The organism is Staphylococcus sp. CoH_129_LAB_1 (genome assembly GCF_058191515.1).
Genome location: NZ_JBXWKZ010000005.1, coordinates 43171 through 67861 on the forward strand (window position 1 = coordinate 43171; position 24691 = coordinate 67861).

The 24691-nt window shown below is 31.5% G+C and carries 24 protein-coding genes and 1 pseudogene; 13 read left to right on the forward strand and 12 right to left on the reverse strand.

What is annotated here, in order from left to right; genetic code table 11:
- Positions 1-3: 3 nt before the first annotated feature.
- A complete protein-coding gene (locus AC2FB1_RS02830) occupies positions 4-2262 on the reverse strand; it encodes an LPXTG cell wall anchor domain-containing protein (protein WP_490673774.1) in 2259 nt (752 codons plus the stop codon).
- A 115-nt stretch (positions 2263-2377) separates the two neighbouring features.
- Positions 2378-2989, reverse strand: a complete 612-nt coding sequence (locus AC2FB1_RS02835) for a metallophosphoesterase (RefSeq protein ID WP_490673775.1) — start codon at positions 2987-2989, stop codon at positions 2378-2380.
- Positions 2990-3212: 223 nt separating this feature from the next.
- Between AC2FB1_RS02835 and AC2FB1_RS02840 the strand changes: the two genes are divergently transcribed.
- From AC2FB1_RS02840 to AC2FB1_RS02860, 5 genes and pseudogenes are all read left to right on the forward strand, one after another.
- A complete protein-coding gene (locus AC2FB1_RS02840) occupies positions 3213-4085 on the forward strand; it encodes a LysR family transcriptional regulator (protein ID WP_490673776.1) in 873 nt (290 codons plus the stop codon).
- 269 nt (positions 4086-4354) lie between these two features.
- Complete coding sequence (locus AC2FB1_RS02845) at positions 4355-4522, forward strand: hypothetical protein (RefSeq protein ID WP_002449294.1); 168 nt, start codon at positions 4355-4357, stop codon at positions 4520-4522.
- Positions 4523-4759: 237 nt separating this feature from the next.
- Positions 4760-6905 (forward strand): annotated as a pseudogene (locus tag AC2FB1_RS02850) (MMPL family transporter); the annotation flags it as partial.
- Positions 6906-7302: 397 nt separating this feature from the next.
- On the forward strand, positions 7303-8244 hold the full coding sequence (locus AC2FB1_RS02855; RefSeq protein ID WP_490673820.1) for a glycine betaine ABC transporter substrate-binding protein: 942 nt from the start codon (positions 7303-7305) through the stop codon (positions 8242-8244).
- A gap of 183 nt (positions 8245-8427) precedes the next feature.
- Positions 8428-8988, forward strand: a complete 561-nt coding sequence (locus AC2FB1_RS02860) for a TetR/AcrR family transcriptional regulator (RefSeq protein WP_490673777.1) — start codon at positions 8428-8430, stop codon at positions 8986-8988.
- A 326-nt stretch (positions 8989-9314) separates the two neighbouring features.
- Here AC2FB1_RS02860 and AC2FB1_RS02865 read toward each other — a convergent pair whose 3' ends face one another.
- Positions 9315-10493 (reverse strand): MFS transporter, encoded by a 1179-nt coding sequence (locus tag AC2FB1_RS02865; RefSeq protein ID WP_490673778.1) that lies wholly within the window; start codon positions 10491-10493, stop codon positions 9315-9317.
- 212 nt (positions 10494-10705) lie between these two features.
- Between AC2FB1_RS02865 and AC2FB1_RS02870 the strand changes: the two genes are divergently transcribed.
- Positions 10706-11059, forward strand: a complete 354-nt coding sequence (locus AC2FB1_RS02870) for a hypothetical protein (RefSeq protein WP_490673779.1) — start codon at positions 10706-10708, stop codon at positions 11057-11059.
- Positions 11060-11196: 137 nt separating this feature from the next.
- Entirely contained in the window at positions 11197-11550 is a 354-nt protein-coding gene (locus tag AC2FB1_RS02875; RefSeq protein ID WP_490673780.1) for a hypothetical protein, read from the forward strand.
- 50 nt (positions 11551-11600) lie between these two features.
- Here the strand turns inward: AC2FB1_RS02875 and AC2FB1_RS02880 are convergent, their stop codons facing one another.
- From AC2FB1_RS02880 to AC2FB1_RS02895, 4 genes are all read right to left on the reverse strand, one after another.
- Positions 11601-12077: a peptide-methionine (S)-S-oxide reductase gene (locus AC2FB1_RS02880; protein WP_490673781.1), complete on the reverse strand. Its 477-nt coding sequence runs from the start codon at positions 12075-12077 to the stop codon at positions 11601-11603.
- Positions 12078-12103: 26 nt separating this feature from the next.
- On the reverse strand, positions 12104-12508 hold the full coding sequence (locus AC2FB1_RS02885; RefSeq protein WP_490673782.1) for a hypothetical protein: 405 nt from the start codon (positions 12506-12508) through the stop codon (positions 12104-12106).
- A gap of 14 nt (positions 12509-12522) precedes the next feature.
- Positions 12523-12786 carry a hypothetical protein gene (locus AC2FB1_RS02890; RefSeq protein ID WP_235063264.1) on the reverse strand — a complete coding sequence of 88 codons (264 nt, stop codon included), beginning with the start codon at positions 12784-12786 and terminating at the stop codon, positions 12523-12525.
- 103 nt (positions 12787-12889) lie between these two features.
- Positions 12890-13513, reverse strand: coding sequence for a DUF4352 domain-containing protein (locus AC2FB1_RS02895; protein ID WP_235063263.1), 624 nt, complete (start codon positions 13511-13513; stop codon positions 12890-12892).
- A 219-nt stretch (positions 13514-13732) separates the two neighbouring features.
- On the opposite strand from AC2FB1_RS02895, the gene AC2FB1_RS02900 reads away from it, so the two are divergent.
- Genes AC2FB1_RS02900 through AC2FB1_RS02910 form a run of 3 tightly spaced genes read left to right on the forward strand, consistent with a single transcriptional unit; the run spans position 13733 to position 15604 of the window.
- Positions 13733-13924: a hypothetical protein gene (locus AC2FB1_RS02900; protein ID WP_049413988.1), complete on the forward strand. Its 192-nt coding sequence runs from the start codon at positions 13733-13735 to the stop codon at positions 13922-13924.
- Positions 13925-13945: 21 nt separating this feature from the next.
- The gene (locus tag AC2FB1_RS02905; RefSeq protein ID WP_490673783.1) at positions 13946-14602 is read left to right on the forward strand and encodes a response regulator transcription factor; all 657 of its coding nucleotides are present in this window, start codon (positions 13946-13948) and stop codon (positions 14600-14602) included.
- A gap of 3 nt (positions 14603-14605) precedes the next feature.
- Positions 14606-15604: a sensor histidine kinase gene (locus AC2FB1_RS02910; protein ID WP_049413992.1), complete on the forward strand. Its 999-nt coding sequence runs from the start codon at positions 14606-14608 to the stop codon at positions 15602-15604.
- Between the two features lie 560 nt (positions 15605-16164).
- Here AC2FB1_RS02910 and AC2FB1_RS02915 read toward each other — a convergent pair.
- Positions 16165-16647 (reverse strand): GNAT family N-acetyltransferase, encoded by a 483-nt coding sequence (locus AC2FB1_RS02915; protein ID WP_490673784.1) that lies wholly within the window; start codon positions 16645-16647, stop codon positions 16165-16167.
- 208 nt (positions 16648-16855) lie between these two features.
- Between AC2FB1_RS02915 and AC2FB1_RS02920 the strand changes: the two genes are divergently transcribed.
- Complete coding sequence (locus tag AC2FB1_RS02920; protein ID WP_490673785.1) at positions 16856-17491, forward strand: hypothetical protein; 636 nt, start codon at positions 16856-16858, stop codon at positions 17489-17491.
- Between the two features lie 143 nt (positions 17492-17634).
- On the opposite strand, the gene phnE (AC2FB1_RS02925) is transcribed toward AC2FB1_RS02920, so the two are convergent.
- The 4 genes from phnE (AC2FB1_RS02925) to AC2FB1_RS02940 form a co-directional block, all read right to left on the reverse strand.
- Positions 17635-18462, reverse strand: a complete 828-nt coding sequence (gene phnE, locus AC2FB1_RS02925) for a phosphonate ABC transporter, permease protein PhnE (protein WP_490673786.1) — start codon at positions 18460-18462, stop codon at positions 17635-17637.
- Positions 18459-19259, reverse strand: coding sequence for a phosphonate ABC transporter, permease protein PhnE (gene phnE / locus AC2FB1_RS02930; protein WP_087436633.1), 801 nt, complete (start codon positions 19257-19259; stop codon positions 18459-18461). The genes phnE (AC2FB1_RS02925) and phnE (AC2FB1_RS02930) overlap by 4 nt, the downstream gene beginning before the upstream one ends.
- Position 19260: 1 nt before the next feature.
- Positions 19261-20034: a phosphonate ABC transporter ATP-binding protein gene (phnC, locus tag AC2FB1_RS02935; protein WP_490673787.1), complete on the reverse strand. Its 774-nt coding sequence runs from the start codon at positions 20032-20034 to the stop codon at positions 19261-19263.
- Between the two features lie 140 nt (positions 20035-20174).
- Positions 20175-21137 (reverse strand): phosphate/phosphite/phosphonate ABC transporter substrate-binding protein, encoded by a 963-nt coding sequence (locus tag AC2FB1_RS02940; RefSeq protein WP_490673788.1) that lies wholly within the window; start codon positions 21135-21137, stop codon positions 20175-20177.
- Positions 21138-21387: 250 nt separating this feature from the next.
- Here AC2FB1_RS02940 and AC2FB1_RS02945 point away from each other — a divergent pair, with 250 nt between their 5' ends.
- Complete coding sequence (locus tag AC2FB1_RS02945) at positions 21388-22986, forward strand: DNA-binding protein (protein WP_490673789.1); 1599 nt, start codon at positions 21388-21390, stop codon at positions 22984-22986.
- A 100-nt stretch (positions 22987-23086) separates the two neighbouring features.
- Positions 23087-24628 carry a bifunctional metallophosphatase/5'-nucleotidase gene (locus AC2FB1_RS02950; protein WP_490673790.1) on the forward strand — a complete coding sequence of 514 codons (1542 nt, stop codon included), beginning with the start codon at positions 23087-23089 and terminating at the stop codon, positions 24626-24628.
- Positions 24629-24691: the final 63 nt, after the last annotated feature.

The following is a 24691-nucleotide window of genomic DNA, read 5'->3' on the forward strand; positions in this document are numbered from 1 at the left end:
GATTTAGTTATTTGATTGATGATGTTTACGACGACTGAACCATACAAGCGCTCCACCTGCAATAGCAATCACTGCTGCAATTGGAACCCAGTTTTTCTTAATAGCTTCACCTGTGGCTGGCAACGATACATCGCCATTATCATCAAATAAACCGCTAAGCAAACCATCATCACCTATATTGCCTAATGATAAGCCTTGTGTTGGATTAGGAATATCACTAATACCATCTAGTAAACTATTTCCATTTGTTAATCTATCAAGCAAACTATTGCCTGAAGGAAGATTACCTAACAAATTACTTCCAGTTAAACCGCCTAGTAAATCTAACCCATTACCTAATAGACTAGAACCATGATTTGAACCATTTGTGTTACCAGTAATACGATCTAATAATGAAGGTCGATTTACAATTGGATCAAGAATATAATTTAATCTATTTTTGGCTTGACCTAAACTGTTTTGAAGTTGTAATAAGTCATTGGCCTTACCATTAATTGAACTTTTTACTAAATCTAAAGCATTCGCTTTATCAGACTGTACTCTTGAAATAATATTAGCTAAAGCATCGGCTTTTGCTTGGTTTAATTTTGTTGCTAACATTGTTTCAATGGCTTGTTTTCGATTAGACGTTTTATCTAAAATATCATTTAAAATATCATCGCTAGACACAAGACCGTGTTTACTAAATTGTTGTTTCAAACGCTCAACAATTTGTGAGTTTGTTAAATGATCATTAGCTAATCGTTTTGCAATAGTAGCCGCTTCATTTTGACCTAAACGTGTAGATAAAATTGTTTTTAATAAATCTTCTTTATTAGTAGCTTGTTCTAACATAGATGTTAAAATGTCATCACTCGTTGTTGAAGTCAATCCATCAATTTGTTTCATAATCTGATCTGCAATTTGTTTATCAGATTGTCCCTTTGTTTTAATATTTTTCAAGATGTGTTGCGCTTCATTTTTGCTGAACACACTGTTTAATATATCTTCAGCTGCACGTTGTTTGTCAGAGACTTGTTGTAAACGATTAAGAATAATGTCACGATTATTTTCTACATTTTGACGTACTGTTTCAATGTCTTTTTCGATGGCCTGTTTATCTTTTTTGGCTAAGTCAGCTTGATTTTGAACTTTATTACGTAAATCTGATAATTGATCTAATTTACGAGTGATATATAAATGACTTGCATCATCTCGACTATTTTCAACTTTAGCAATAGCTTGATTGATTTTTTCAGTTTCAGATAATTGGTTATTCACTTTATCAAATTGATGATTTAGTACATCTGTATCTAAATCGTGATCTTTATTAATATTGTTTAAATCAGCTAATCCATCTAGTAAATGATGGTTTGAATGAGATTGTGTTGTATCTTCTGTTGATGGTGTTTCTTTTGTTGAAGCATCCTGGGTAGTAGATTCAGGTGTCGCTTCTTCTGTACTATTTTCATTACTTGATAATTGATTTGAATTGTTTTCTTTTGAACGTTCGATGTCTTTTTTAGCACCATCGATATCATTTTTTATACTATCTAATTTATCAATAATAGAAGAATGTGATTTAGAAGATGCTGATTGCTTTGAATCACTCTCTATTGTTGACTCTTCTTTCGTTGTTTCTTCCGTAGTTGGTTCTTCTTTCGTTACTTCATCAGTTGTGTTTTCAGAAGTGTTTGTTTCAGAAGACGAAGCTTCATTTGATATTACGTCATTTTGTTGACTGCTATCAACTTTATTAGACAAAGCATCTAAATCTGACACAATTTTATCTAATTCACTTGATGTATTATCAGAAGAAGTATCATTACTAGTTGTAGCTTTTTCGTTTGTTGAAGCCTCTTGAGTACTAGATGATTCAGTACTGTCTGTTTCTGTACTGTTATCCTTGTTTGAAACATCCGTTGTGTTTTTTTGAGTCGTTTCTTTGTTTTCTTTTTGCGCTTCTTTGATTATATCTTTAATTTCAGTTTGATCTTTAGCACTTTCAATATCTTCTTTATAATTTTTTAATTCGACTGCACTTAAATTTTTTAGTTGATTAATGTCTTTTTTCGCTTTATTAATTGCATCTTGTAAATCTTTTTGAATATGTGTTGTATTTTCAGAAGTTGTTGTTTGTACATCTTGTGTTGCTGCAAATGCATCTTTAGTAAATCCATAACCTATAAGTGAACTACTTAATATTAAAGCTGAACATGACACTTTTAAATACGAACTTATCTTCGACATTTTACGATTCTCATTTTGCGTATTTTTATTCATTAATGCCACCCTTTTTAGTAATATTCCATTTTATTATATAACATTTTACATAAAACTTGAACGTCTTATTATTTTTTATTTATTCATTTTTATCAAAAACTAAACATATTAGCTTTTATATTTTTAAGCGTTTTATATTAATCTTTCGAATATTCGTTACATCCACAGAATATTGATACTGACCCGTTAAATCAATTAGAGATAAAAATTTATTATGTCCTGCTCCTGTATCTATAGATAACTCATTTTTCTTTTTAAAAATATTATCTTTTTTTAATCCATAGCGGTAATTCGGTACATGGCCATGGACTAGATATTTATTTTTAGGAATCTGACGATTAAGTGAATGTGAATAATGTCCTGTAGTATATTCTTTTATTTGCTTATTCAAAGGTTTGTTTGTATCTATCCCTGCATGTGCAAAGATATAATCACCAATCACTTCAACTGCAGATAATTCACGTAAGAATGCATGCCATCGCTTAATCTTTTTATCTTTACTATTTAACCAACGCATTTCATGGTTACCTGCTAAGGCAAGCGCACCGCGTCGTTTTAATCTTTTAATCAGTTTTAATGTTCCAAATGAATCAGGTCCGTGATTAACATAATCTCCCATAAGTACGAGCTGATCTTTTTTGGGGTTATATTTTGCTCGTTTTAAAAGTGTTACGAGTGCTTTCCGATGGCCATGAATATCAGAAACCACAAGTAGCCTTTCTACCATGTGAATCTCTCCTCAAATGTAAATTCTTCGTGTTGTATGACAGGGTACGCAACATAATTATTACCCTAAATTTTCAATTTAGTACATAAAATAATATTGTATATTCTATTATAATGCATTAAGATTAACTAACTTTAAACAATTTATTAACGTAGCCTCAAAATTCTTTCTTTAATATACATAATAGAATAGAAAAAATTTATATATTTTGGGGAATTAATTTATGAATACAAAACAAATGCTGATTTTTAAGAACTTTGTTGAATTGCAAAATGAAAACGCAGTTGCTGAAAAACTGGGGATAACACAGCCAACTGTAACGTTTCATTTAAAAAATTTAAACAATGAGTTTGGGTTACCTTTATACTTTAAAAAAGGAAAACATTTCAATTTAACAGAAGCTGGAGAACTACTATATCGTAATTCTAATAAAATGTTAAATTTAATCGATGAAACTACAAATATAATTGAAGAATTTAAACAATCTAAGCGTGGAACTTTACGTGTTGGGGCGAGTCATGCACCTATTTACAGCATTCTTCCTACTGCTTTCAAAAAATATATGCATGATTCTCCAGATATTGATGTTAATTTAGTTGTGGATACTGCCCCAACGATACTAAAGAAAGTGAAAGATAGAGAAATTGATATTGGCGTCATTTCAGAAAAAGGATTTACTGAAAAAGAACTAAAAGTGAAACGTCTACAAGAAAATCCGCTGGTTATTGCAATGGATAAAAGACATCCTTTGGTTTCAAAAACAGATATTTCATTAGAAGATTTAAAAGCGTATCGTTTCATTATTCATAGTAGTGGTTCCACACGAGAAAGCATTGATAACTGGCGCAAAAACAATTTTATTGATTTAAATGTTCATATGGAATCGAATAGTATTAGCAGTATATTAACTATTATTAAAGATTCTAACTATCTGAGTCTTGTTAGCCAAAGCACATTGTTCCATCACCCAAATATTATTGGCAAGCCATTAAAAGACGGTCCACCATCAAGCTATCTTTCCATTGTTTACCGATCAGATCGTCATCTCACTTCTATTATTCAAAATTTTATTACATTAATATATTCCATAATATAAGTAAATGTTTACTTATATTAAAGCGACAACTTATCTTTTTTCTTACATAAATAGGGAGCGAAAATAAATTCCGACAGAATTATTTTCCGCTCTCTTTAATTTTTTTATCAAATGTAAAATTTTAATAAATTTTATTAATAAATAACTATAAAAATGATAACATTTTTACATTATATTAATAAATCGCTATAAAAATTTGTCTATTCCTAATATAATAAAATTAAGAGAACACCGTTTTCATCAATTTTGATATGAAGGAGGCTGAGTTGATGCTTATACTTTCTATTATTTTACTAGTAGTTGGTATCATACTCATCTCTATTAGTAGCTTCGTCGCATATAGACAAGATATTGATCTTAGAGAAAAAATATATTTACCAGGCGTTTTATTTGTACTCATCGGTGCAATTTGTCTTATCGGATATTTCGTAGCTTAAATTTATACATATCGTAAAGAGAAGGATAACGAATTCTAAATGAATGTTCTCCTTCTCTTTTTTATGCTCCTTCTCACTTCTTCTATAAAAAAACAACAATTTTAATAAAATGTTGCATTTTCCAACGTCTTAAATTTTTTAATGGTACACATATAATCAAACTCTTGTTAAATTATAAAATACGTTCTGTTAACGCAGTCTAGTAACATTATTTTAATAACAAAAGGAGGTATTATATTGGCAAATCTATTATATAAACTTGGTACATTTATTGCTAAGCATAAATGGCTAAGTATTATTATATGGTTAGTCATACTTGGTGTAGTGATTGCGCCCCTATTAGTTACTACACCAAAATTTGATAGTGATATCAAAATGAATGGATTAAAATCCATTGATACGAATGATAAAATCAGTAAAGAATTTCATCAAGACAGTGAAAAAGCATCCATGAAAATTGTCTTTCACTCAAATAAAGAGGATGGATTAAAAGATAAAACAACGAAAAAAGACATAGAGGATGCCTTAGACAATATTAAACAAGATGATGATTATATACAAAATGTCTCTAATCCATATGATTCGGGACAGGTCAATAGTGAAGGCGATACAGCTATTGCTAATATCAGCTATGTTGTACCTCAAACAAGTATGCAAGATTCATCTAAAAAGATAGTAAATAAAGAACTTCAAGATATTAAAGATAATCACAACATTCAAATTGAAAAAACAACTGGTATGTCAATGGGCTCTGAACCTGGTGGTGTTTCTGAAATAGTAGGTATCGTAGTTGCTTTCATTATTTTACTTATCACATTTGGCTCTCTTATTGCAGCAGGTATGCCAATTATTAGTGCGATTATTGGTTTAGCAACAAGTGTGGGCATTATTTCATTACTTACATTTATATTTGATATTCCAAACTTCACATTAACACTAGCTGTGATGATTGGCTTAGCGGTAGGTATTGACTATTCTTTATTTATCCTATTTAGATATAAAGAAATCAAAAAATCAGGTACTGACACAGTAGAAGCAATTGGTAAAGCAGTAGGTACTGCAGGCAGTGCTGTTATCTTTGCTGGTATTACAGTAATGATGGCAGTGTGTGGTTTATCACTAGTAGGTATTGATTTCTTAGCAATTATGGGATTTGCTTCAGCTATTAGTGTGTTATTCGCTGTTTTAGCAGCCTTAACATTACTTCCTGCATTAATTAGTATTTTCCATAAAAGTATTAAAATTAAAAATAAGCCTACTAAAAATAAAGACCCTAAACGTCATCCATGGGCTAAATTCGTTGTAGATAAACCTGTGCTTGCAACTATTATTAGTTTAGTGATTCTTGTTCTAGCTATCATTCCTATCACAGGAATGCGTCTTGGTATTCCCGATGATAGTCTTAAACCAAACGATTCTTCTGAGCATAAAGCTTACCAACTTATTTCAGATAATTTTGGTGAAGGCTATAACGGGCAAATTGTAATGTTAGTGAATACTAAAGATGGTGGAAGTAAAACATCAATTGAAAATGATTTAAGTAATATGCGTAGAGATATAGAAGATTTAGATAATGTAGATACAGTATCTAAAGCACGATTGAATAGTAATAATCACTATGCTATCTTTACGATTATTCCAAATGAAGGTCCAAACGCTAAATCTACCACAGATCTTGTATATGAATTGAGAGATTATCACAAAGATGCCGAAGATAAATATCATTATGATACTGAGATTTCTGGTCAAAGCGTCATTAATATCGATATGTCAGAAAAACTGAATGATGCTATCCCAGTATTCGCTAGCGTTATCGTTATACTAGCATTTATTTTACTTATGATTGTATTTAGATCTATCCTTGTACCATTAAAAGCAGTACTTGGATTTGTCTTATCATTAATGGCAACCCTTGGATTTACAACCTTAGTCATGCAAGATGGTGTGATGAGTGGTCTATTTGGTGTAGACAATACAGGTCCGTTACTTGCCTTCTTACCTGTTATTACAATCGGTTTATTATTCGGATTAGCCATTGACTATGAATTATTCTTAATGACACGTGTTCACGAAGAATACAGCAAAACTGGTGATAACGATCACTCTATTCGCGTAGGTATTAAAGAAAGTGGTCCAGTTATCGTTGCCGCTGCATTAATTATGTTCAGTGTGTTTATTGCCTTTATCTTCCAAGATGATACTGCAATTAAATCAATGGGCCTTTCTCTTGCATTTGGTGTATTATTTGATGCTTTTATTGTCAGAATGACATTAATCCCTGCTTTAACTAAATTATTCGGTAATGCATCTTGGTACTTACCGAAATGGTTAGGTGTTATATTACCTAAAATTGATGTTGAAGGTAAAGCATTAGAAGAACGTCATGAATCTTCTACTTCTAATTATAAGCACTCAGATGCACCGCGTTATAGAGAATTCGTTGATACACAAGATGTATCTTATCAACATCAAAATCGCAGCTATGATGCCCATTCTAATGGTTATAAGGCATATGATGATGTTGATTACGAAGCTTTATATACTGAAGAAGGTACACCCAAAACGGTTCCTTCTAAGCGACAAGAACAACATGACACTACAACTTACTTTGATAAAACCACACACCTATACAAAGATTTAACTGATAATAATACGGAGCAGGATGTATTATTTAAAGCATTGATGCTTTATGCCCGCGAACATAATCAACATGTTTACGATAAATATCAAACGAGTCATACAGACAATAGAAAAGATGATCAGGGAGGCGAAAGATATTGATGCTTAAATCACGCGTATCAAAATTTTTAGCACTATTAGCCACACTTACTCTAGTCATAGTTTTAAGTGCCTGTGGTAATAGTCATTCCAACTCCTCTACACAAAGTAAAACCGAATTAGGAGATAAAACGATTGAAATCCCTTATATTGCAAGTGATAATTCAACCGCACGTTCACTTGTGATTGCGGAAGTATTAAAGAAAGCTGGATATGATGTTACAACTACACCTGTACCAGCAAGTGGACCATTATACGCAGCAGTCTCTGCAAGTGATGATGCATTTCATGCTTCAGGTATTTTTCCAGAAACAGATAAAAGATATTATGATAAATTTAGAAGTACACTTACTTTATACGATGACAAACATTTAATTGATAATGTTAATGTTGGATTAGCAGTACCTAAATATGTTCAGAATATTGATTCAATTAAAGATTTAAAAGATGATAAAGATTTTGGTAAATCTGTAGATTGGACAATTCAAGGTACTGATAACAGAAATGGTGTTATGCAACAAACGAATGATGAATTAGATAGAGACGATTTGAGTAAATATAGCCTAGATAAAAGTTCCGATGAAGAACAATTCAAAAAAATTCAAAAAGCCTATCAACAACAACAACCTATTCTTTTCACATCAATGGAACCAAATTGGTTCTCGAAAGAATTAGATGTCAAAATGCTTAAAGATCCAGATAAAATTTATGGAAATAATAAACAACATATTGATTTAGTATTCAATCATAATTTTAAAGAAAAACATCCAGCGGCATATGACATTGCAACACGTATTGCAAAAGATTGGGATCAAAAAGATGAGGAACGTTTAGCTAAAAACATCTTTGTTAAAAGTAAAAATCCTGAACAAGTAGCAAAAGATTATGTAGACAATCATGATCACAACGTTGATGATTGGTTAAAAGATATCGACACTAAATAACTATTAAATTGACACTTTATTTGACAATTAAGTGTGGCGAAGAACATTAAATGTTCTATCGTCACACTTTTTTATTATCATATTAAAGATGTATATTTGGAATTATTCTAAAGTTTATGATACTTTACTTTTAATAAGTCAAACGTTCGAACTAGAAAAAATTAATAGGAGCATTTTCAGATTATGCCTACTCCCAATCAAAAGCGTATGATTAAACATATAAACGCAACTGTATTTAAATTATTAAAAGATTATCATTTTGACGAAATAACAATTCAAAAAATTTGTGATATCGCAGAAATTAATCGTAGTACATTTTATCGTTATTTCCAAGATAAATATGACCTTCTATTCTCTTTACCTGACTATATCGCAACTCAATTTCAACATGAAGATACTCGACCATTTGTTTCTACAGAAGAATCTTTTCAACAATTCATCTATTTTATTGGAGAACATAAGAAAGTATTTAAACATTTACTAACCTCTTCTCGTCAAGCAGATGTCTTTCGCAATCTAACGCATGTAAGTCGTGAATTAATGTTAGATAGCGTAGAAAATCAAAATGATCCACTTGCTTTAAAAATTAAACACAGTCATCATCCTGAAATTATTGCAGATTTTTATAGCAGTGGCATGATAGAGGTCTTAAGACGTTGGGTAGAAAATGATTACAATTATAGTGTAGATGAGATTTTTGCTACATTGCATGACATTTTAGATATATCTTTAAACTGTAAATAGTCTAATAGTGCTTTGACTTCGCGTCCTACTTGAGAAGCAGATTATGAGTTTTGTCCTGTCATCACATGTCCATCTACTTCTACATAAATTATAAATGGAAGACATCTAGCCAAGTAGGTTACTCCACGTTATTTAATTTCATTTTGTAAATGGAAAGGAAAGGGATAATGGCATCTCTATTAACCATCGACCTAGAAAGTGTCTTAATTGGAAGACGTCTTACGAATTTTTAAATTCTAAGTTGTTGCACTTAATTTGACAACCCAACTTATAAAAAATGAGCATCCAAACTCATTTTGAATTTGAATGCTTTTGATACCGCAATGTCATCGTATTACATTTTTTCTACGTGGTAAAAGTAAAGCCACTATAAGAGCAATGATCCCAATGACTGCAATCATTATAAATTGTAATGTAAAATTAGATAATGGTTGAATAAGAATCATCAATAATGGCGCAATGGCTGTTCCTAAAAACAGAATAAATGTATTAACGGATAAGAAGAAACCTTGATTTCGATTGACTACCATACCTACTTTTGAAATAGTAGATGGAATTGCAAACGCAATACCTCCCACAAACAATACACTCCATATCACTAATAAAATAATATTTGTGGTAAAGCCCATTAAAATAAGAGAAACGATACTAACAATTAATGCTCCTACAATCACATGTTTAACACCTATTCGCTCACTCATACGTCCTGCTAATAATGACAGTAACATCCCAATAATACCAAAGAGTTTAGCATTAATTGCTGTTGCTTCCGATCCACCTACAATATCAGAAGTAATATAATGATTAAAGATAGTATACATACTAATGAACATTGTGAGTAAGGTTAAAGAAATAAGATAACATAATATGACTATTTTATTATCTTTAAAATCTTTAAAGTTTTTGAAGAAACCTACTAGTTTAAGTTGAGGATTTTTCACTGGACTTTCTGGAATATATTTATATATAAGTACTGCTATAAAGATATATAGTAACGTTAATATAAAATAAACCATATGCCAATTAGAATAACGTACTACAATTTCACTCAAGTTTTGGCCAATGACACCAGATAACATAAAACTTGTACTAATAAAACTAATCGCAGTCACACGTTTTACTGGTGAATACGTTTCAGTGACATAAGTAATAGATACAGGTGAAAAAGCTGCCGCACATATACCTTGAATTGCACGAAGAACAATAAGTAGTGTGAACGAATGAATGAAACCTATAAGTAAACATATAATGACGAGTCCAATAAGTCCAAATAAAATCGTACGAACACGTCCAAATTTTTCAGAAATTGTACCATAAAATAGACAACTTATTGAATATGTAATTGAAAAGATAACACCATTTAGAGAGGCAACAGCATTTGAAATGCCAAAATCTTTTGCGAATACCGAGGTAAGGGGTAAAGCAGTATATAAACTTGCCATAACAATAATACCCGAAATAAAGAAAATTGTAGTCATTCGATTATAATGCATCGATGTTTCCATAATATAACTCCTTTCATAGATTTTTTCACAACAGTATTATTATGACACGTTCAATATAGTTTCTAAAGTGTACAGATTAACACTTTCTTATAAAAAGATAATTATCTAACGCTTTTTATTGACTTTACTTATCAATAAGCATATAATTTCTAGTATAAAAATTATACTTATTTTATTATAAAATAATTTAACTAAAAAAGGAGTGCTTATTAATGATCTTACGTTATGCTACCAATTTAAAACTTGCAAAAGAATTATATGATTCATCAAAACCAAAATTACAAGGTAGCCAAGAAATGATTGATACATTTAAAAATGTATTTGGTTTACCAGAAAAATCAGTTAAATTAGCAGGTACAGTAGAAGCTACTGCTGCTGCATTATTTGCTGCAAGTTTCTTAAACAAAAATATTTCTCGTTTAGGTTCTATTGCAACATTTGGTGTATTAGGCGTTGCAGCTTACAAACACTTTGAAGCTGGTCACGGTAAAGAAGGCGCACAACACGCTTTAGACTTACTTGGCTTAGCTGCTTTAAGTTTTACTGATACATTCGGTAAAAACTAATTCAATACTTATATAAATAAAAACGTTCAGCGTGAATGCATTATACATTTGTGCTGAACGTTTTTATTTAACTTTTTTTAACGCGACTTTTATACTTAGTTTAACTAAAAAATATGATATAAAGGAGCATTTTGATAATGATATTACGTTATGCTACCAATTTAAAACTCGCTAAAGATTTATATGCCGCTTCAAAACGTAAACTTACCGGTAATCCTTATACTAAACAACTATTTACACAGGATTTTGAATTATCGGAACGTGCAATGAAATTAGCAGGTGTGATTGAGTTCATTGCATCGGGTTTGTTTGTCACAAGTTTCTTGCATAAAAATATCTCTCGCTTAGGGTCACTTGTCACGTTTAGTGTATTAAGCGTCGCAGTATACAAACGCCTTGAAGCAGGTCATGGTAAGGTTGGCGCACAACATGCTTTAGACTTATTAGGTTTAGCTTCACTTAGTCTTATCGATACATTTTTTAAGAAATAATAAAGAGTGCATGGGACAACGAATACAATATGAATGCTGTCCCATTCCTTTTAGTTGTATTTATTTAATATACTTTTAGAGATGTGACATAACGAGATATCTTCAGGATGTTTATCTAATCTATCTTGATGTTCGTCTGCACTTTTAACATAATTTTCTAAAGGAAGTACTTCCACAACGATTTTATCTCTATCTGAACGTTGTTGAATGAATTGTTGTGCTTCTTTAAGATGGCTCTCAATTTCACTATAAACACCTGTACGATATTTAAGTCCTTTATCAACACCTTGTTTGTTAATACTATATGGATCTATAATCTCAAAAAGATAATTCATTAAGTCAGTAATTGATGTCTGCATAGGGTTGAATGTCGTTTTGACACATTCTGCATAGCCGTCATATTTGTCACTAAGTGTTTCAGATATCCCATTTGCACGTCCCGCTTCAGTCGATAAGACACCTGGCAATGTTTTTATAAACGCTTGAACTCCCCATAAACATCCACCTGCAATGTACACAGTTTCCATCTTTAACACCTCATTTCGAATCATAATTAAAAAAATAGAAGGAACTTTGTCATAGTTCCTTTTATTCTATCAAATTGTTTCCTAACTAATGCGATAATCCCAGCAACGAGGATTAGAATACCTGATAAATAACCAAAAAATCCTAATAAATATATATGAATTATTGCAGCAACAATAAGTATAATACCAATTAAAACACGTCTTTTATTAATTAAACAGCTTAATGTTAAAGTTATTGCTGATAAAATAATAGAGCTGGTTGTCACAATAGTCATTAATCCAACAAGTTCTGAACCATAACTTTTGTCATGGTTTGTTAGAATTAGTGCAATCAATCCACCAATAATTCCAAATATACTTCCTGTTATTCCAAGAATCATTTCAATAATTCTGTTAGTTGGCTTAGGTTCATTCATATAATTATGTTCCATTGTTGTCTCCTTTTCTATGCTGCGTCATCTTCAGAAAAAGTATCTTCTGTTCCACTGTCTAATGATGGATCATCAGAACCAGGACCATTTGAATTGTCATCAGATTCAGATGCTTCATTTTCAACTTGTTCTGCTTGTTGTTGTTCATATTCTTCTTGAGCCAATTGGTCTTCATAATCTTGCATTGCTTTTTCGTACTCTTTTTCCGCTTTAGCATTTTCTTTCTCATACAATGCTGCTACACGATCTTCTAATTGATCATACTCAATTTCTAACACATCTTTAGATATTATGGTTCATCTTTTCACCATCAGTGAGTGAATTATATTCATCTACTAAAGCATTATACATATAAGCAGGGTATGTCACACCCACGTCCACTTAATCAGAATCATCATTTTCTTTTTTACTAGAAGATGTTGTATCTGATTCGTCCTCAACATCTGTAGTTGAGCTAGTCGAAGTATCTTTAGTAACATTTGAATTCTTAATTTCTGATTTATTAATAATCCATTGTGCCCTAACTTTGTTGAAATTAGGTACGGTATCTAATTCTAAAGTATACTGATCACTATCCGGTACATTATAAGTAATGTAGCCTGATGCAGTGTTATGCTGATTTAATTGGTGGCTAAATCCTTCATGCATATCTTCACTACCATACCATTCTTCATAATTCTCGTTATTTACTTTCATACTGAAATCAGTATTATCCATTAAAACTTGATCATCGTTATTATTTCTAAACTTTATGTATACTCTCAAGGCTTTGCCATTTACAGGCGCACTATACTCATCATGGTTATCTACGAATTCTGCTTTAACTACTTTAATATCTACACCGTCAGCATCCACGACTTGACCTATTTTAAATTTTTTCATTTTGTCTGTAGCTTTAGCCTTGTTATTGGTTTCTTCACCTTCTGCTTTATCTTTGTTGTCACTGAAGGAACATCCTCCTAAAAATACTAAAAATATAATACTTATAAAAAATAATCTTTTCATATTAGCCTCCTTATCTTTTTTTGCAAATTGAAAAGATACTATTTACATATATTTTTTTATACTTGATTTAAATTTTTTAGTGACATAAATAATAAATTGTTATCCCAACCTTTCATACTCTTTTATATGAATTTAAGAAGATAATACGAATTATTCATAACTTTTTCAGAATTAGTTTTTAAACTGGAATTACAAAATCAGATAAAGGAGTGCATATGAATGACTGGTATCATATCATCAGTATTATTATTCATTTCAATGGGGAGTTTAGCAATAGCTTTTCTAACAGGAATATACGAAATACTTTCATGGTTAAGAGATAAAGATTATTCTCCTACATTTAAAATTCCCGTATTATTCTTTGGTTTATACGTGCTATTCTATATACCAACATTTATATTAATTAATTAATAAAACATGGAGGTGAAATATATGGAGGGGTTTCATATTTTATTAGTAGAAGACGATGAAACCATCGCTAAAAATTTAAAACAAATATTACAACAAAAAGGTGCACAGGTGACATTAGATAGAACTGGAGATAGCGTTTTTTACGTATTGAATGACGTTCATATCATTATTATGGATATAATGTTACCCAATAATGATGGTTTGTCTATCACTGATGGGATAAGAAGCATTTCTACTATACCTATTATTTATTTATCAGCAAGAGTTGATATCGATTCTAAAGTTAAAGGTTTGAATAATGGCGATGATTACCTTACCAAACCTTTCAATCCGAGAGAACTTATTTCTAGGATTAATAATCTTTTAACTATCCATTATGCTGATAAAGAGGCTCAATTTTATGAGTTTAAAGTTAATGCTAAAGACAAGATAATCAAATCTAATGATGGAAACCAATTATCTTTAACTAAAACGGAACGTCGATTATTTTTCTATATGTATGAAAACAGAGATTTGATTTTAACTAAGGATCAAATTATTGATTACGTTTGGCAATTTGAATCCGCTTCTGAAAATACTTTGAACGCTTATGTAAAAAAATTAAGAACTAAGTTATTAGATTCTGGAACAATTATTGAGACAATTTATGGTATTGGTTATAGATTAAATGGGGGCTAATTTATGAGACTATTAAAAAAATACTATATGTTCATGGGATTGGGTTTATTATCGATACCTTTAGTTTTTTTAGCTATCAATAGTATGATACTACTATGTATTCTATTTATTGAAAAAGTCTTGGGTTATCCAATCGGTTTAAATTTTAAATCCAGTGGTCTTACAATAATTTTTTATATCTTTTTCTTCTTAATTCTAATTACTTTAGTTATTATTGCTTCACGCTATGTATATAAAATTGTGGATCGTTTACGTTTACTTAATGATAAATTATTAGACATTGCTAATAGTGACAAATTACCTAATAAATTAGACATACCTACTCATATAAATGACGAAATTGATGAAGTTGGTCAATCTATAAATATCTTAATAGACAGACTAAGATATAGAGAGTTAGAAATCATCGAAAACAAAAGGCAAGAACAAAATTACATTACTCAACTTGCCCATGATATTAATACGCCTCTAACTGCATTAAATTTAGAGTTATACCAACTCGGATTTCAATACCAAATTAATGATAATGATATAGAGTTATCTTATGAAAAGATAAACTATATTTCTAATTTAATTAAGGCATTACCTAACAAAGATGATATTACTAGATTTTATACGTTTAACCACCAAGTTGATATACAAGCATGTATAAACACAACAATTGATAAATGGCACTATCTATTAGATTCAAAGAACATTCTAACCATTCTAAATGTTGAAGGTAACCCTATTTATTGGCTTGGTGACCAATTATGGTATGAGCGCTTATTTGATAACATTATTTCTAATATTTATAAACATTCTGATTCATCGCGTATTACCATTTTTCTAAATGAAGATTATATCACTATTCAGGATAATGGTATTGGCTTTAATGATATGTCTACTAAATCTAAAGGTTTAACTATTATTAAAGATATTTGCGAAAGATTCTCTTTAAAATTAAATATTAAATCTGATTCTAACGGTACTATAATCACTATTGAAAACAACAGAGAGTAATTATTTATATAAATCATTTATTTGTTAAAACTAGATATACTTCCTTGAAAATTGTTTTAAATTAAAACCACATAAGAAACATAAGCGTTCACATTCTTTCGTGTGTAGTTCTAAGATAGATTACGAAACATAGTTGCGAAGACTCCTAGGGGAGCATCTACCAATAAACATAACCACTTCAATGATTAGGGGTAAAATTCATTAAACTGCATGTAAATACATAGAATTAAACTATATAACAATTTTGTAACTATCCTAATTTTATTTATCGTATTTAAAATAAGAATGTATTGAAGAATTATTATTGAATACAGAATATTTAAGTTGAAATGGAACTAGTTTCTTCCAATTAAAATATAGTTTTCTTATACTTTTAAAATTGAAATTTAAAAATTAATCAAAAAGCTTTAAGAAGAAAGTATTATTTAATTACTGGAGTGAATGTCCAAAGGGGGAAATATCTATTTAAAATGTGAGAATAAAAAATGTTAGAACACTCAAGAAATAAATTAAACATAATATAGATATAAGGTTGAAACGTATTTGTCTCAACCTTATCCTTACACTTCTTTAACCATGTTATACCACTTTATACCAGCATGTTGTGAGGTTGATTCTCCCTCATTGTTGTAGCCATAACGTTCATACAATGACACTAAAGCTTCTCGACATGTGAGTGTCACACCGCATCTTAATTGTTGCTTCGCCAGTTTCTCAAATTGCTCTAACAGTTTGCCCGCAGTCCCTTGTCCTTGATAATCTTTGTTAACGACTAGACCTAATACACTAAGATAACCACCACTGTTAGGGTTGGGTTGAATCTCTTCAAATAAATCGTCGGTTATATATCGTTGATTAATTACAAGTCCATTAATATATCCGATTATGCGTCCTTCCTTTTCAGCGATAATGAATGTATCAGGTATTTTATTGATTCTCTGTTTCAAAGTTTTTGGCGTTGCCGCTTCATCTGGCGTAAAGCCCTCATTTTCAAGTTTAATAAGTGAGAACAAGTCTTCTTCTGTAACTTTGCGTAATTGCATTAAAACACCCTCTCTTAGTTTCAAAAAGTTGATTATATAATAGCATACGCTTGCCTTAAATAAATGTATGACAAAACTGTCATTCAGTTGATAGAAGATATTAAGGTTTAAATTAAATTATTATGTTAAGTTATAAATATACATATTTATGATATTTTTAATTATTAAATAATCATCTTTATGTATGAAGAATGCTTTTTACTAAGGAGTGAATAAATTGATTAAAAGACGTTTTAAATATGCTTTTGGAACAACATTGGTAACATCATCACTATTACTTATGTCACACGGCCATGCTTTTGCAGCAACAAGTAACATTGACCAAGAATTCAACCATGATAACAATGGTCAACCAATTACATCCCAAGATAGTAACAACAATGTAGATCCTGGTTTCAACCATGATGTTGATGACAATAACGATACTGATCCTGGTTTCAATCATGATGTAATTAACAATAATGACCCTACTAAACACCAAGCTGAAGATAATGACATGGGATTCAATGGCTATGTCGAACAAAACGGTCTAGTTAAACAAACATCTAAGTCTAATTCTCAACAAGACTCTGCTAAACACCAAGCTGAAGATAATGACATGGGATTCAATGGCTATGTCGAAAAGCATCATTTAATTAAACAACAAGATCAATCAACAAAATCACAAATGAATTCGCCACTTATTAAACAAGCAACTCGTTCTCAACAAGCGAGTCAAACTTCATTACATCATGAATTACCTATGATAGGTGAACGCACCTCAACCACACCGTTTGTTTACAGTCTTATAGCTTTCATATTAGGCGTAGGTGTAATTAGCCTTAGACGTAAATTTTCTAAATAAACATTAACTGTATTTTTCTAAGTATCTGTTACTAATACTGTAACAACATTTCTTTCATGCATTATAAAAAAGCTATTGTCCAGTTTTCTAAGTCCTGGCAATAGCTCTATTTGTTTATAAAAATATTCAAATTATGTCTTCTATTACACAATACGTTTACGAATAGCTCCCGAGATAAAGTCAACAATGGCTACCATAATGACTAAGCCGATTAAGATAATCCCTACTCGATCCCATGAACGTGTTTGAAGTGCAAAAATCAGTGGTGTCCCAATACCACCAGCACCGATTAAACCTAAAATAGATGCTGAACGTAGGTTTAATTCAAAGCGATATAAAATAAGAGATAAGAATGATGGTAAAATTTGAGGGATTACCGCAAAGACAAGTGTTTTAGTTTTATTCGCACCACTTGCTTTTAAAGCCTCGGCTGATGAGAAGTCTAAACTTTCAATATCCTCTATAAATAATTTACCTAACATCCCTACTGAGTGAATCCCTAATGCAAGTACCCCTGAAAATGAACCAGGACCTACTGCTTTTATAAAAATTAACGCCATAACAATTTCAGGGAATACACGAATCACACTCAAAATGAATTTAGTAATCCCTGTGACTGGTCGAACTTTTACTAAGTTACGTGCACCTAAAAATGCGAATGGAATGCAAATCACTGCTGCAATAAATGTACCAATAACAGCAATGGCAAACGTTTCAAGTAAACCACGAAGTAAGTCTTCTCCAGCTGGAATATAAACGTAATCCCAATCAGGATGGAATAATCCATTAAAAATAGATTTAAGAATTTCAATTGATTTAGCTTTTAATTCTAAAGCAGGCATACCTGCAAATCCCCAAACAATGATAGCTAAAACAACAATGGCAATCAGCCAATTTTTAATCATTCTTTGTTTGTGTTCCTTTGATCTCACTGGATATTTCTTTTCTAACTGATGCTGTTCTCGTGTCATGCGAGTTTCTCCCTCACTTTCGAGCTGACATAGTCAATAATGACAACAATGACTAAAGTGAACAGAATAATCATCGCTGTTTTTGGATATTGGAATAATCCTAAAGTTGAGTCGTAGAATAAACCGATACCACCAGCACCTACTAATCCAAGAACTGCTGAGGCACGAATATTAATCTCAAATGCAAATAATACATAGGATAAAAATGTAGACATTGTTTGTGGAACTACTCCAAACATAATCCATTTTGTTTTATTTGCACCTACTGCCGTCATCGCTTCCATTGGACCTGGATCAATTGTTTCAAGCGATTCATAGAACAATTTCGCAATAACACAAATGGTTAAAATAAATAATGCCAATACCCCAGGAATTTGTCCAATCCCAAACACTGCAACAAAAATAGCAGCTAATAATAAATCAGGAATGGTACGTACAATATTCAACACAAAACGTGATGGAATGGTGATCCATTTGGTTTTTACGATATTACTCGCACATAATAAAGCAACTGGAATAGAGACAATGGCACCTAAAAAAGTACCAACAATCGCCATTCGAATCGTATCTAACATTGGTTTAGTAATGGTACTTAAGTAACTCCAATCTGGGGGTACCATTTGCCCAAAAAATGAACCAATTTGTGGAATACCTACCATTAAGTCACTAAAGCTAAAACCTGTATATAAAAAACTCCATACCACTAATGTTATAACTAAAAAGATAGTTAAACTGGTTTTAAAAGAGATTTTCTTATTTAAATACTGATCGTATTTATTTGTTGTAGGTGTCGCCATCTTAATCCACCCCTAGCTTCTCATCATCATTAAGTTTGCGACCGTAAATTTCATTAAATACATCTTCATTAGCCTCACTTGCTGGCCCATCATATACAAGTTCACCTGCACGTAAACCAATGATACGCGTACCATATTCTAATGCTAAGTCAACAAAGTGTAAGTTGATTAAAATTGTAATACCTAATTCTTCGTTAATCTTTTTCAAGTCATCCATTACTTGTTTTGTCGTTAAAGGGTCTAAAGAGGCAACAGGTTCATCTGCTAAGATAATAGCTGGTTCTTGTGCTAAGGCACGTGCGATTGAAATACGTTGTTGTTGTCCTCCAGAAAGTTCGTCTGAACGTTGATCATACTTATCTAATATATTCACACGCTCTAAAGCGTCCATTGCTTTTACTTTATCTTCTTTTGGAAATAATCCTAATACCATTTTCCAAGTTGGATGATAACCGACACGACCACTCAATACATTACGCAATACTGTAGAACGTTTGACTAGGTTAAAATGTTGGAAAATCATCCCAATATTACGACGCATCATTAATAATTCTTTGCCTTTCGCTTTCGTAATTGATTTTCCTTCTATTGTAATATCACCAGAAGTAATATCATGTAGACGATTAACAGATCGTAATAATGTAGATTTACCTGCTCCTGATAAACCAACGATAACAGCAAAATCGCCTTTTTCAATATTTAAATTAATATCTTTCAGTCCCACATGACCATTTGGATATACTTTACTCACATTTTTAAATTCTATCTGACTCATGTATGTTTACACCCTTCTTTTTTATACAGAGAAAGAGGTCGGGAGCAGAGCATACGAAATGATATATGTACATTTCTATTATTGCTCTATTGTCCTAGCCTCTTCTCTTTATTACCTATTTAATTATGTGATTGTCATAATTATTTCATATCTTGAACTTCTTTTTCATATTTTCTTACGATATCGAAGTCTGAGTCTTTAGCATCTGTATAACCTTCGTGAGAGTATACTTCACTAATAATTTTGTGTCCTTCTTTTGTTTTAGCGATGTCTTTAAATGCTTTTTTAAGTTTTTCTTGGAAGTCTTTGTTCATATCAGGACGAACTGAAATCGTATCGTTAGGAATTGGTTCTGTTAATTTAAGAATTTTAGTGTCTTTAAATACGTTAGGTTGATCTTTTTTAACAATGTTACGTGCATCTTGGAATACTGCAGCAGCATCAACGTCACCATTTAATAATGAAATAACTGCTTGATCATGCCCTTTCATGTTAACAATTTTCATATCTTTTGTAGCATCGATACCAGCGTCTTTTTTAATAGTTGCTAATGGGAATGTGTAACCTGCTGTTGAAGTTACATCTTGTAATGCGATTTTTTTCCCTTTTAAATCTTTTAAGCTATTAATGCCTGAGTTCTTTTTAACTAAGATTTCTGATTTATAATCTTTTACAAGTTTTTTGTTACTAGAACCATCTTCATTTACACCATAACGTTGTGCTTGTAATAATAAATTAGCTGCTTTTTGATCATGTGCTAAAGTATATGCAGTTGGTGGTAAGAAACCAACATCAACTTTTTTAGATTTCATTGCCTCAACAATTGTATTATAGTTTGTCGATACAGACACTTTTACTGGAATACCTAATTTTTTAGATAATAATTTTTCAAGTGGTTTTGCTTTCGCTTCAAGTGTATCTGCATTTTGTGATGGCACAAATTGTACAGTCAACTCTTTAGGTGTATAACCATCTTTACTTGATCCTGATCCACTATCTGAACTGCTACTCTTAGTATTGTCTAACGAGCTATTATTTCCACATGCTGCAGCGAAAATAACGACTGATAGCGCCAATACTAAAAGGTACTTCAATTCCTTCATAACATATTGCCCCCGTTCGCTATGTATACATTTATATAATTTTGTCAACGCATTTCATTTGACAATATTAAGATTAGCACAATATTAATTAAAATAATATTTATTATTCGTGAATTTCTTATAAAATAAGTTTATATTGTTAAAGAATTGTAAAATTTATTTAAATATTCACTAAACAATCTATTATCGATTCATTTTTTTATTATACTTTTTTTATAAATCAATAAAAAATGTATTGGGAGATAAAACAATGACATGGATAAAAGTATTAAGTAGTACTATTTTAGCTTCAGCAATTACATTATCTGCAACGCCAATCAGTCACGCTGCACCAAATCAAACTACCACTCAAACTGTCGCTTTTGACGCTTCACACGGCCAAACGGCAGGAGCTGCTGATTGGGTGATTGACGGTGGCTTTTCAGATTATGCTGATTCAATGCGTCAACAAGGATACACTGTGAAACAAATCGATGGAGAATCTAACATTACACCTAATACACTACGTGGCATCAATATTCTCGTTCTTCCAGAAGCCAATATTCCTTTTAAAAAGAGAGAACAACAAGCTATGTTTAATTTTGTTGAAAAAGGTGGCAATATCATCTTTATCGCTGATCACTATAATGCAGACAGAAACTTAAATCGTTTTGATTCTTCAGAAGTGATGAATGGTTATCGTCGTGGTGCATATCAAGATATCACTAAAGATTTAACAAATGAGGAAAAGCATTCTAAAGCTATGCGCAATGTTAAAAGTTCAGATTGGCTTTCTGAACACTTCGGTGTACGTTTTCGTTATAACGCTTTAGGTGATTTAAACACTCAAAATATTGTGCCATCCAGTGACAGCTTCGGTATTACTGAAGGTATACATTCTGTATCAATGCATGCTGGTTCAACTCTTGCCATTACAGATCCTACAAAAGCAAAAGGTATTATCTTCTTACCAGATCATTTATCTCAAAAACAACGTTGGTCTCATGCAGTCGATCAAGGTATTTACAATGGCGGTGGTATCGCAGAAGGACCTTATGTCGCTATCTCAAAAGTAGGTAAAGGAAAAGCGGCCTTCATTGGAGATTCATCATTAGTCGAAGATAGTACACCTAAATATGTACGTGAAGATAATGGAAAGACTAAGAAAACGTATGATGGGTTTAAAGAACAAGATAATAGTAAATTACTTGAAAATATTACAACTTGGTTTGGAAAACAAGATCATACACCGAATTTAAAAGAAACAGGTATTAAGTTAGATCAACCAACACCATTACTTAACTTTGAACAACCACAACATTCAACTGAACCTGAAAAAGAACCATGGTCACAACCTCCAACTGGTTATAAATGGTATGACCGTTCAACATTTAAACTAGGTAGTTATGGCAGTACATCATCACAACAAAATCATACGAATAGTATAGAAAACAATACGACTGAACATAATAGTTCACAAGGGAACACGAACACAACACAGTCATCCAAAGATACAACTACTTCTAATTCAATGATTTCTAGCAATAATGTTCAATTTCATTTGCCAGATAATGTGTCAGTAAATGAACCATTTAATATTCAAGTTAAATTAACAAATATGGATAAAAATACAACTATTGAGCATTTAAAATTAGGTGTTTATCAAGAAGGTGGTAAACAACTTGCAAGCTTTTCTCAAGATGGACAAAATTATGATACTGTAGGATATAGTCAAGAACAAAGTATCACAACTGACAATGAAGGTCGTGCGACAATAACATTTACAGCCAAAACGTCTGAACCTATTTCAGGAGCGACCATTCGTTTAAAACAAGGTAGTAAAATTCTTGCTACAGGTTCAATTCAATAATTTATAATAGTAATCAAACACATAAGAGATATAAAGAGATGTGGAGTTTATTAAACTACTTTCTTCTTTTTATCTCTTTATTTATGAAAGGAAATGACTTATGACACAACTCTCTTTTTATATCGTAAGTGATATACATGGCTATATCTTCCCAACTGATTTTTCAAAAAGAGATCAAAATCTTCCTATGGGATTATTAAAGGTAAATCAATTTATAGAACAAGAACGTCAACAGGATGACTATAGTTTTAAAATTGATAACGGTGATTTTTTACAAGGCTCTCCTTTATGTCACTATCTAGCTACTGAAAAGCAATCGAATTTACCACTCACCCAAATTTATAATCATTTAAATTTTGATTTTGGTACATTAGGAAATCATGAGTTTAACTATGGATTATCTTATTTGCAACACACGTTGAACAATCTCAACCATCCTATATTATGTGCAAACATTCATGATAGCAATGGGAAGCCTTTATCTGGTCAAGGCGTGAGTTATTTTAAACGTGGTGATATCACTATAGGTGTCATTGGGCTAACAACCCAATTCATTCCAAATTGGGAACAACCTGCCCATATTAAAGGCTTAACGTTTAATAGTGCAATTGACACATTAGAGCATCTTTTACCAGAAGTTCGTGAAAAAGCTGATATTGTCGTTGTATCATATCATGGGGGTTTTGAAAGAGATCTGGATACTGACACACCTACTGAAGCATTAACTGGCGAAAATGAAGGGTCAGAAATTATTTCTCGTTTTCATAAATCGATTGATGTACTCATTACAGGACACCAACATCGTGATATTGCATTGGTTAAAAATGATATAGCAATTATTCAACCAGGTACGCGTGGTGTAGAATATGGTAAAGTGACCATAACATTAGATCATAAATATCATATTGTAGATAAACATGTATCACTCATCCCTGTTCCTACTGATTTATCACTAACATTGTCTAATGACAATGCAGCACTGTTAAACGGACTAGAAGATTGGCTTGATACAAATATAACTACATTGCCTGAACCGATGTTAATAAACGATCAATTTGAAGCTCGGACGCATCCTCACCCACTTATTAATTTAATCAACTACATTTTATTAGAAAAAAGTGGTGCAGATATAGCAAGTACAGCTCTTTTCGATTCAGCTAAAGGCTTTAATCAACAAGTCACAATGCGAGATATCATTAATAACTATCCTTTCCCTAACACATTCCAAGTGTTAGAACTTACTGGCGAAGGAATTAAAGCAGCTTTAGAAAAATCAGCAAGTTATTTCAGTGTCAATGATAATAATGACATCACAGTTAACGATACGTTTTTATCTCCAAAACCTCAACATTTTAATTATGATATGTATGGTGGTATCTCTTATACTATTCATGCTGGTGCACCTGTAGGACAACGTGTTTCAGATATTAAAGTCGGCGCTTCACCTTTAGAAGATACAAAAACGTATACCATATGTGTGAACAACTATCGTGCAGTTGGTGGCGGAGATTATAAAATGTTTGCAGAATCGCCAGTTGTTAAAGATATACAAGAGGAAGGCGCACAAGTGTTAATTGATTACATGACACAACACGATTTATCTCATATTCCTCAAGTAGTCAATTTTAAAGTCATTATTTAGCATTAATTTTACATTTTAAAAAAAGCGTTCTAAACTGAGTGAATTCAATTTAGAACGTTTTTT

Bases quoted from the DNA above. Each gene is read 5' to 3' on its own strand.
- AC2FB1_RS02895 (WP_235063263.1), bottom strand. From the start codon at position 13,513: ATGAAAAGATTATTTTTTATAAGTATTATATTTTTAGTATTTTTAGGA.
- phnE (WP_490673786.1), bottom strand. From the start codon at position 18,462: ATGACACGAGAACAGCATCAGTTAGAAAAGAAATATCCAGTGAGATCA.
- phnC (WP_490673787.1), bottom strand. From the start codon at position 20,034: ATGAGTCAGATAGAATTTAAAAATGTGAGTAAAGTATATCCAAATGGT.
- AC2FB1_RS02915 (WP_490673784.1), bottom strand. From the start codon at position 16,647: ATGCAATTACGCAAAGTTACAGAAGAAGACTTGTTCTCACTTATTAAA.
- AC2FB1_RS02860 (WP_490673777.1), top strand. From the start codon at position 8,428: ATGCCTACTCCCAATCAAAAGCGTATGATTAAACATATAAACGCAACT.
- AC2FB1_RS02845 (WP_002449294.1), top strand. From the start codon at position 4,355: ATGCTTATACTTTCTATTATTTTACTAGTAGTTGGTATCATACTCATC.
- AC2FB1_RS02870 (WP_490673779.1), top strand. From the start codon at position 10,706: ATGATCTTACGTTATGCTACCAATTTAAAACTTGCAAAAGAATTATAT.
- AC2FB1_RS02940 (WP_490673788.1), bottom strand. From the start codon at position 21,137: ATGAAGGAATTGAAGTACCTTTTAGTATTGGCGCTATCAGTCGTTATT.
- AC2FB1_RS02900 (WP_049413988.1), top strand. From the start codon at position 13,733: ATGACTGGTATCATATCATCAGTATTATTATTCATTTCAATGGGGAGT.
- AC2FB1_RS02855 (WP_490673820.1), top strand. From the start codon at position 7,303: ATGCTTAAATCACGCGTATCAAAATTTTTAGCACTATTAGCCACACTT.
- AC2FB1_RS02910 (WP_049413992.1), top strand. From the start codon at position 14,606: ATGAGACTATTAAAAAAATACTATATGTTCATGGGATTGGGTTTATTA.
- AC2FB1_RS02945 (WP_490673789.1), top strand. From the start codon at position 21,388: ATGACATGGATAAAAGTATTAAGTAGTACTATTTTAGCTTCAGCAATT.
- AC2FB1_RS02880 (WP_490673781.1), bottom strand. From the start codon at position 12,077: ATGGAAACTGTGTACATTGCAGGTGGATGTTTATGGGGAGTTCAAGCG.
- AC2FB1_RS02865 (WP_490673778.1), bottom strand. From the start codon at position 10,493: ATGGAAACATCGATGCATTATAATCGAATGACTACAATTTTCTTTATT.
- phnE (WP_087436633.1), bottom strand. From the start codon at position 19,259: ATGGCGACACCTACAACAAATAAATACGATCAGTATTTAAATAAGAAA.
- AC2FB1_RS02830 (WP_490673774.1), bottom strand. From the start codon at position 2,262: ATGAATAAAAATACGCAAAATGAGAATCGTAAAATGTCGAAGATAAGT.
- AC2FB1_RS02875 (WP_490673780.1), top strand. From the start codon at position 11,197: ATGATATTACGTTATGCTACCAATTTAAAACTCGCTAAAGATTTATAT.
- AC2FB1_RS02885 (WP_490673782.1), bottom strand. From the start codon at position 12,508: ATGGAACATAATTATATGAATGAACCTAAGCCAACTAACAGAATTATT.
- AC2FB1_RS02835 (WP_490673775.1), bottom strand. From the start codon at position 2,989: ATGGTAGAAAGGCTACTTGTGGTTTCTGATATTCATGGCCATCGGAAA.
- AC2FB1_RS02905 (WP_490673783.1), top strand. From the start codon at position 13,946: ATGGAGGGGTTTCATATTTTATTAGTAGAAGACGATGAAACCATCGCT.
- AC2FB1_RS02950 (WP_490673790.1), top strand. From the start codon at position 23,087: ATGACACAACTCTCTTTTTATATCGTAAGTGATATACATGGCTATATC.
- AC2FB1_RS02840 (WP_490673776.1), top strand. From the start codon at position 3,213: ATGAATACAAAACAAATGCTGATTTTTAAGAACTTTGTTGAATTGCAA.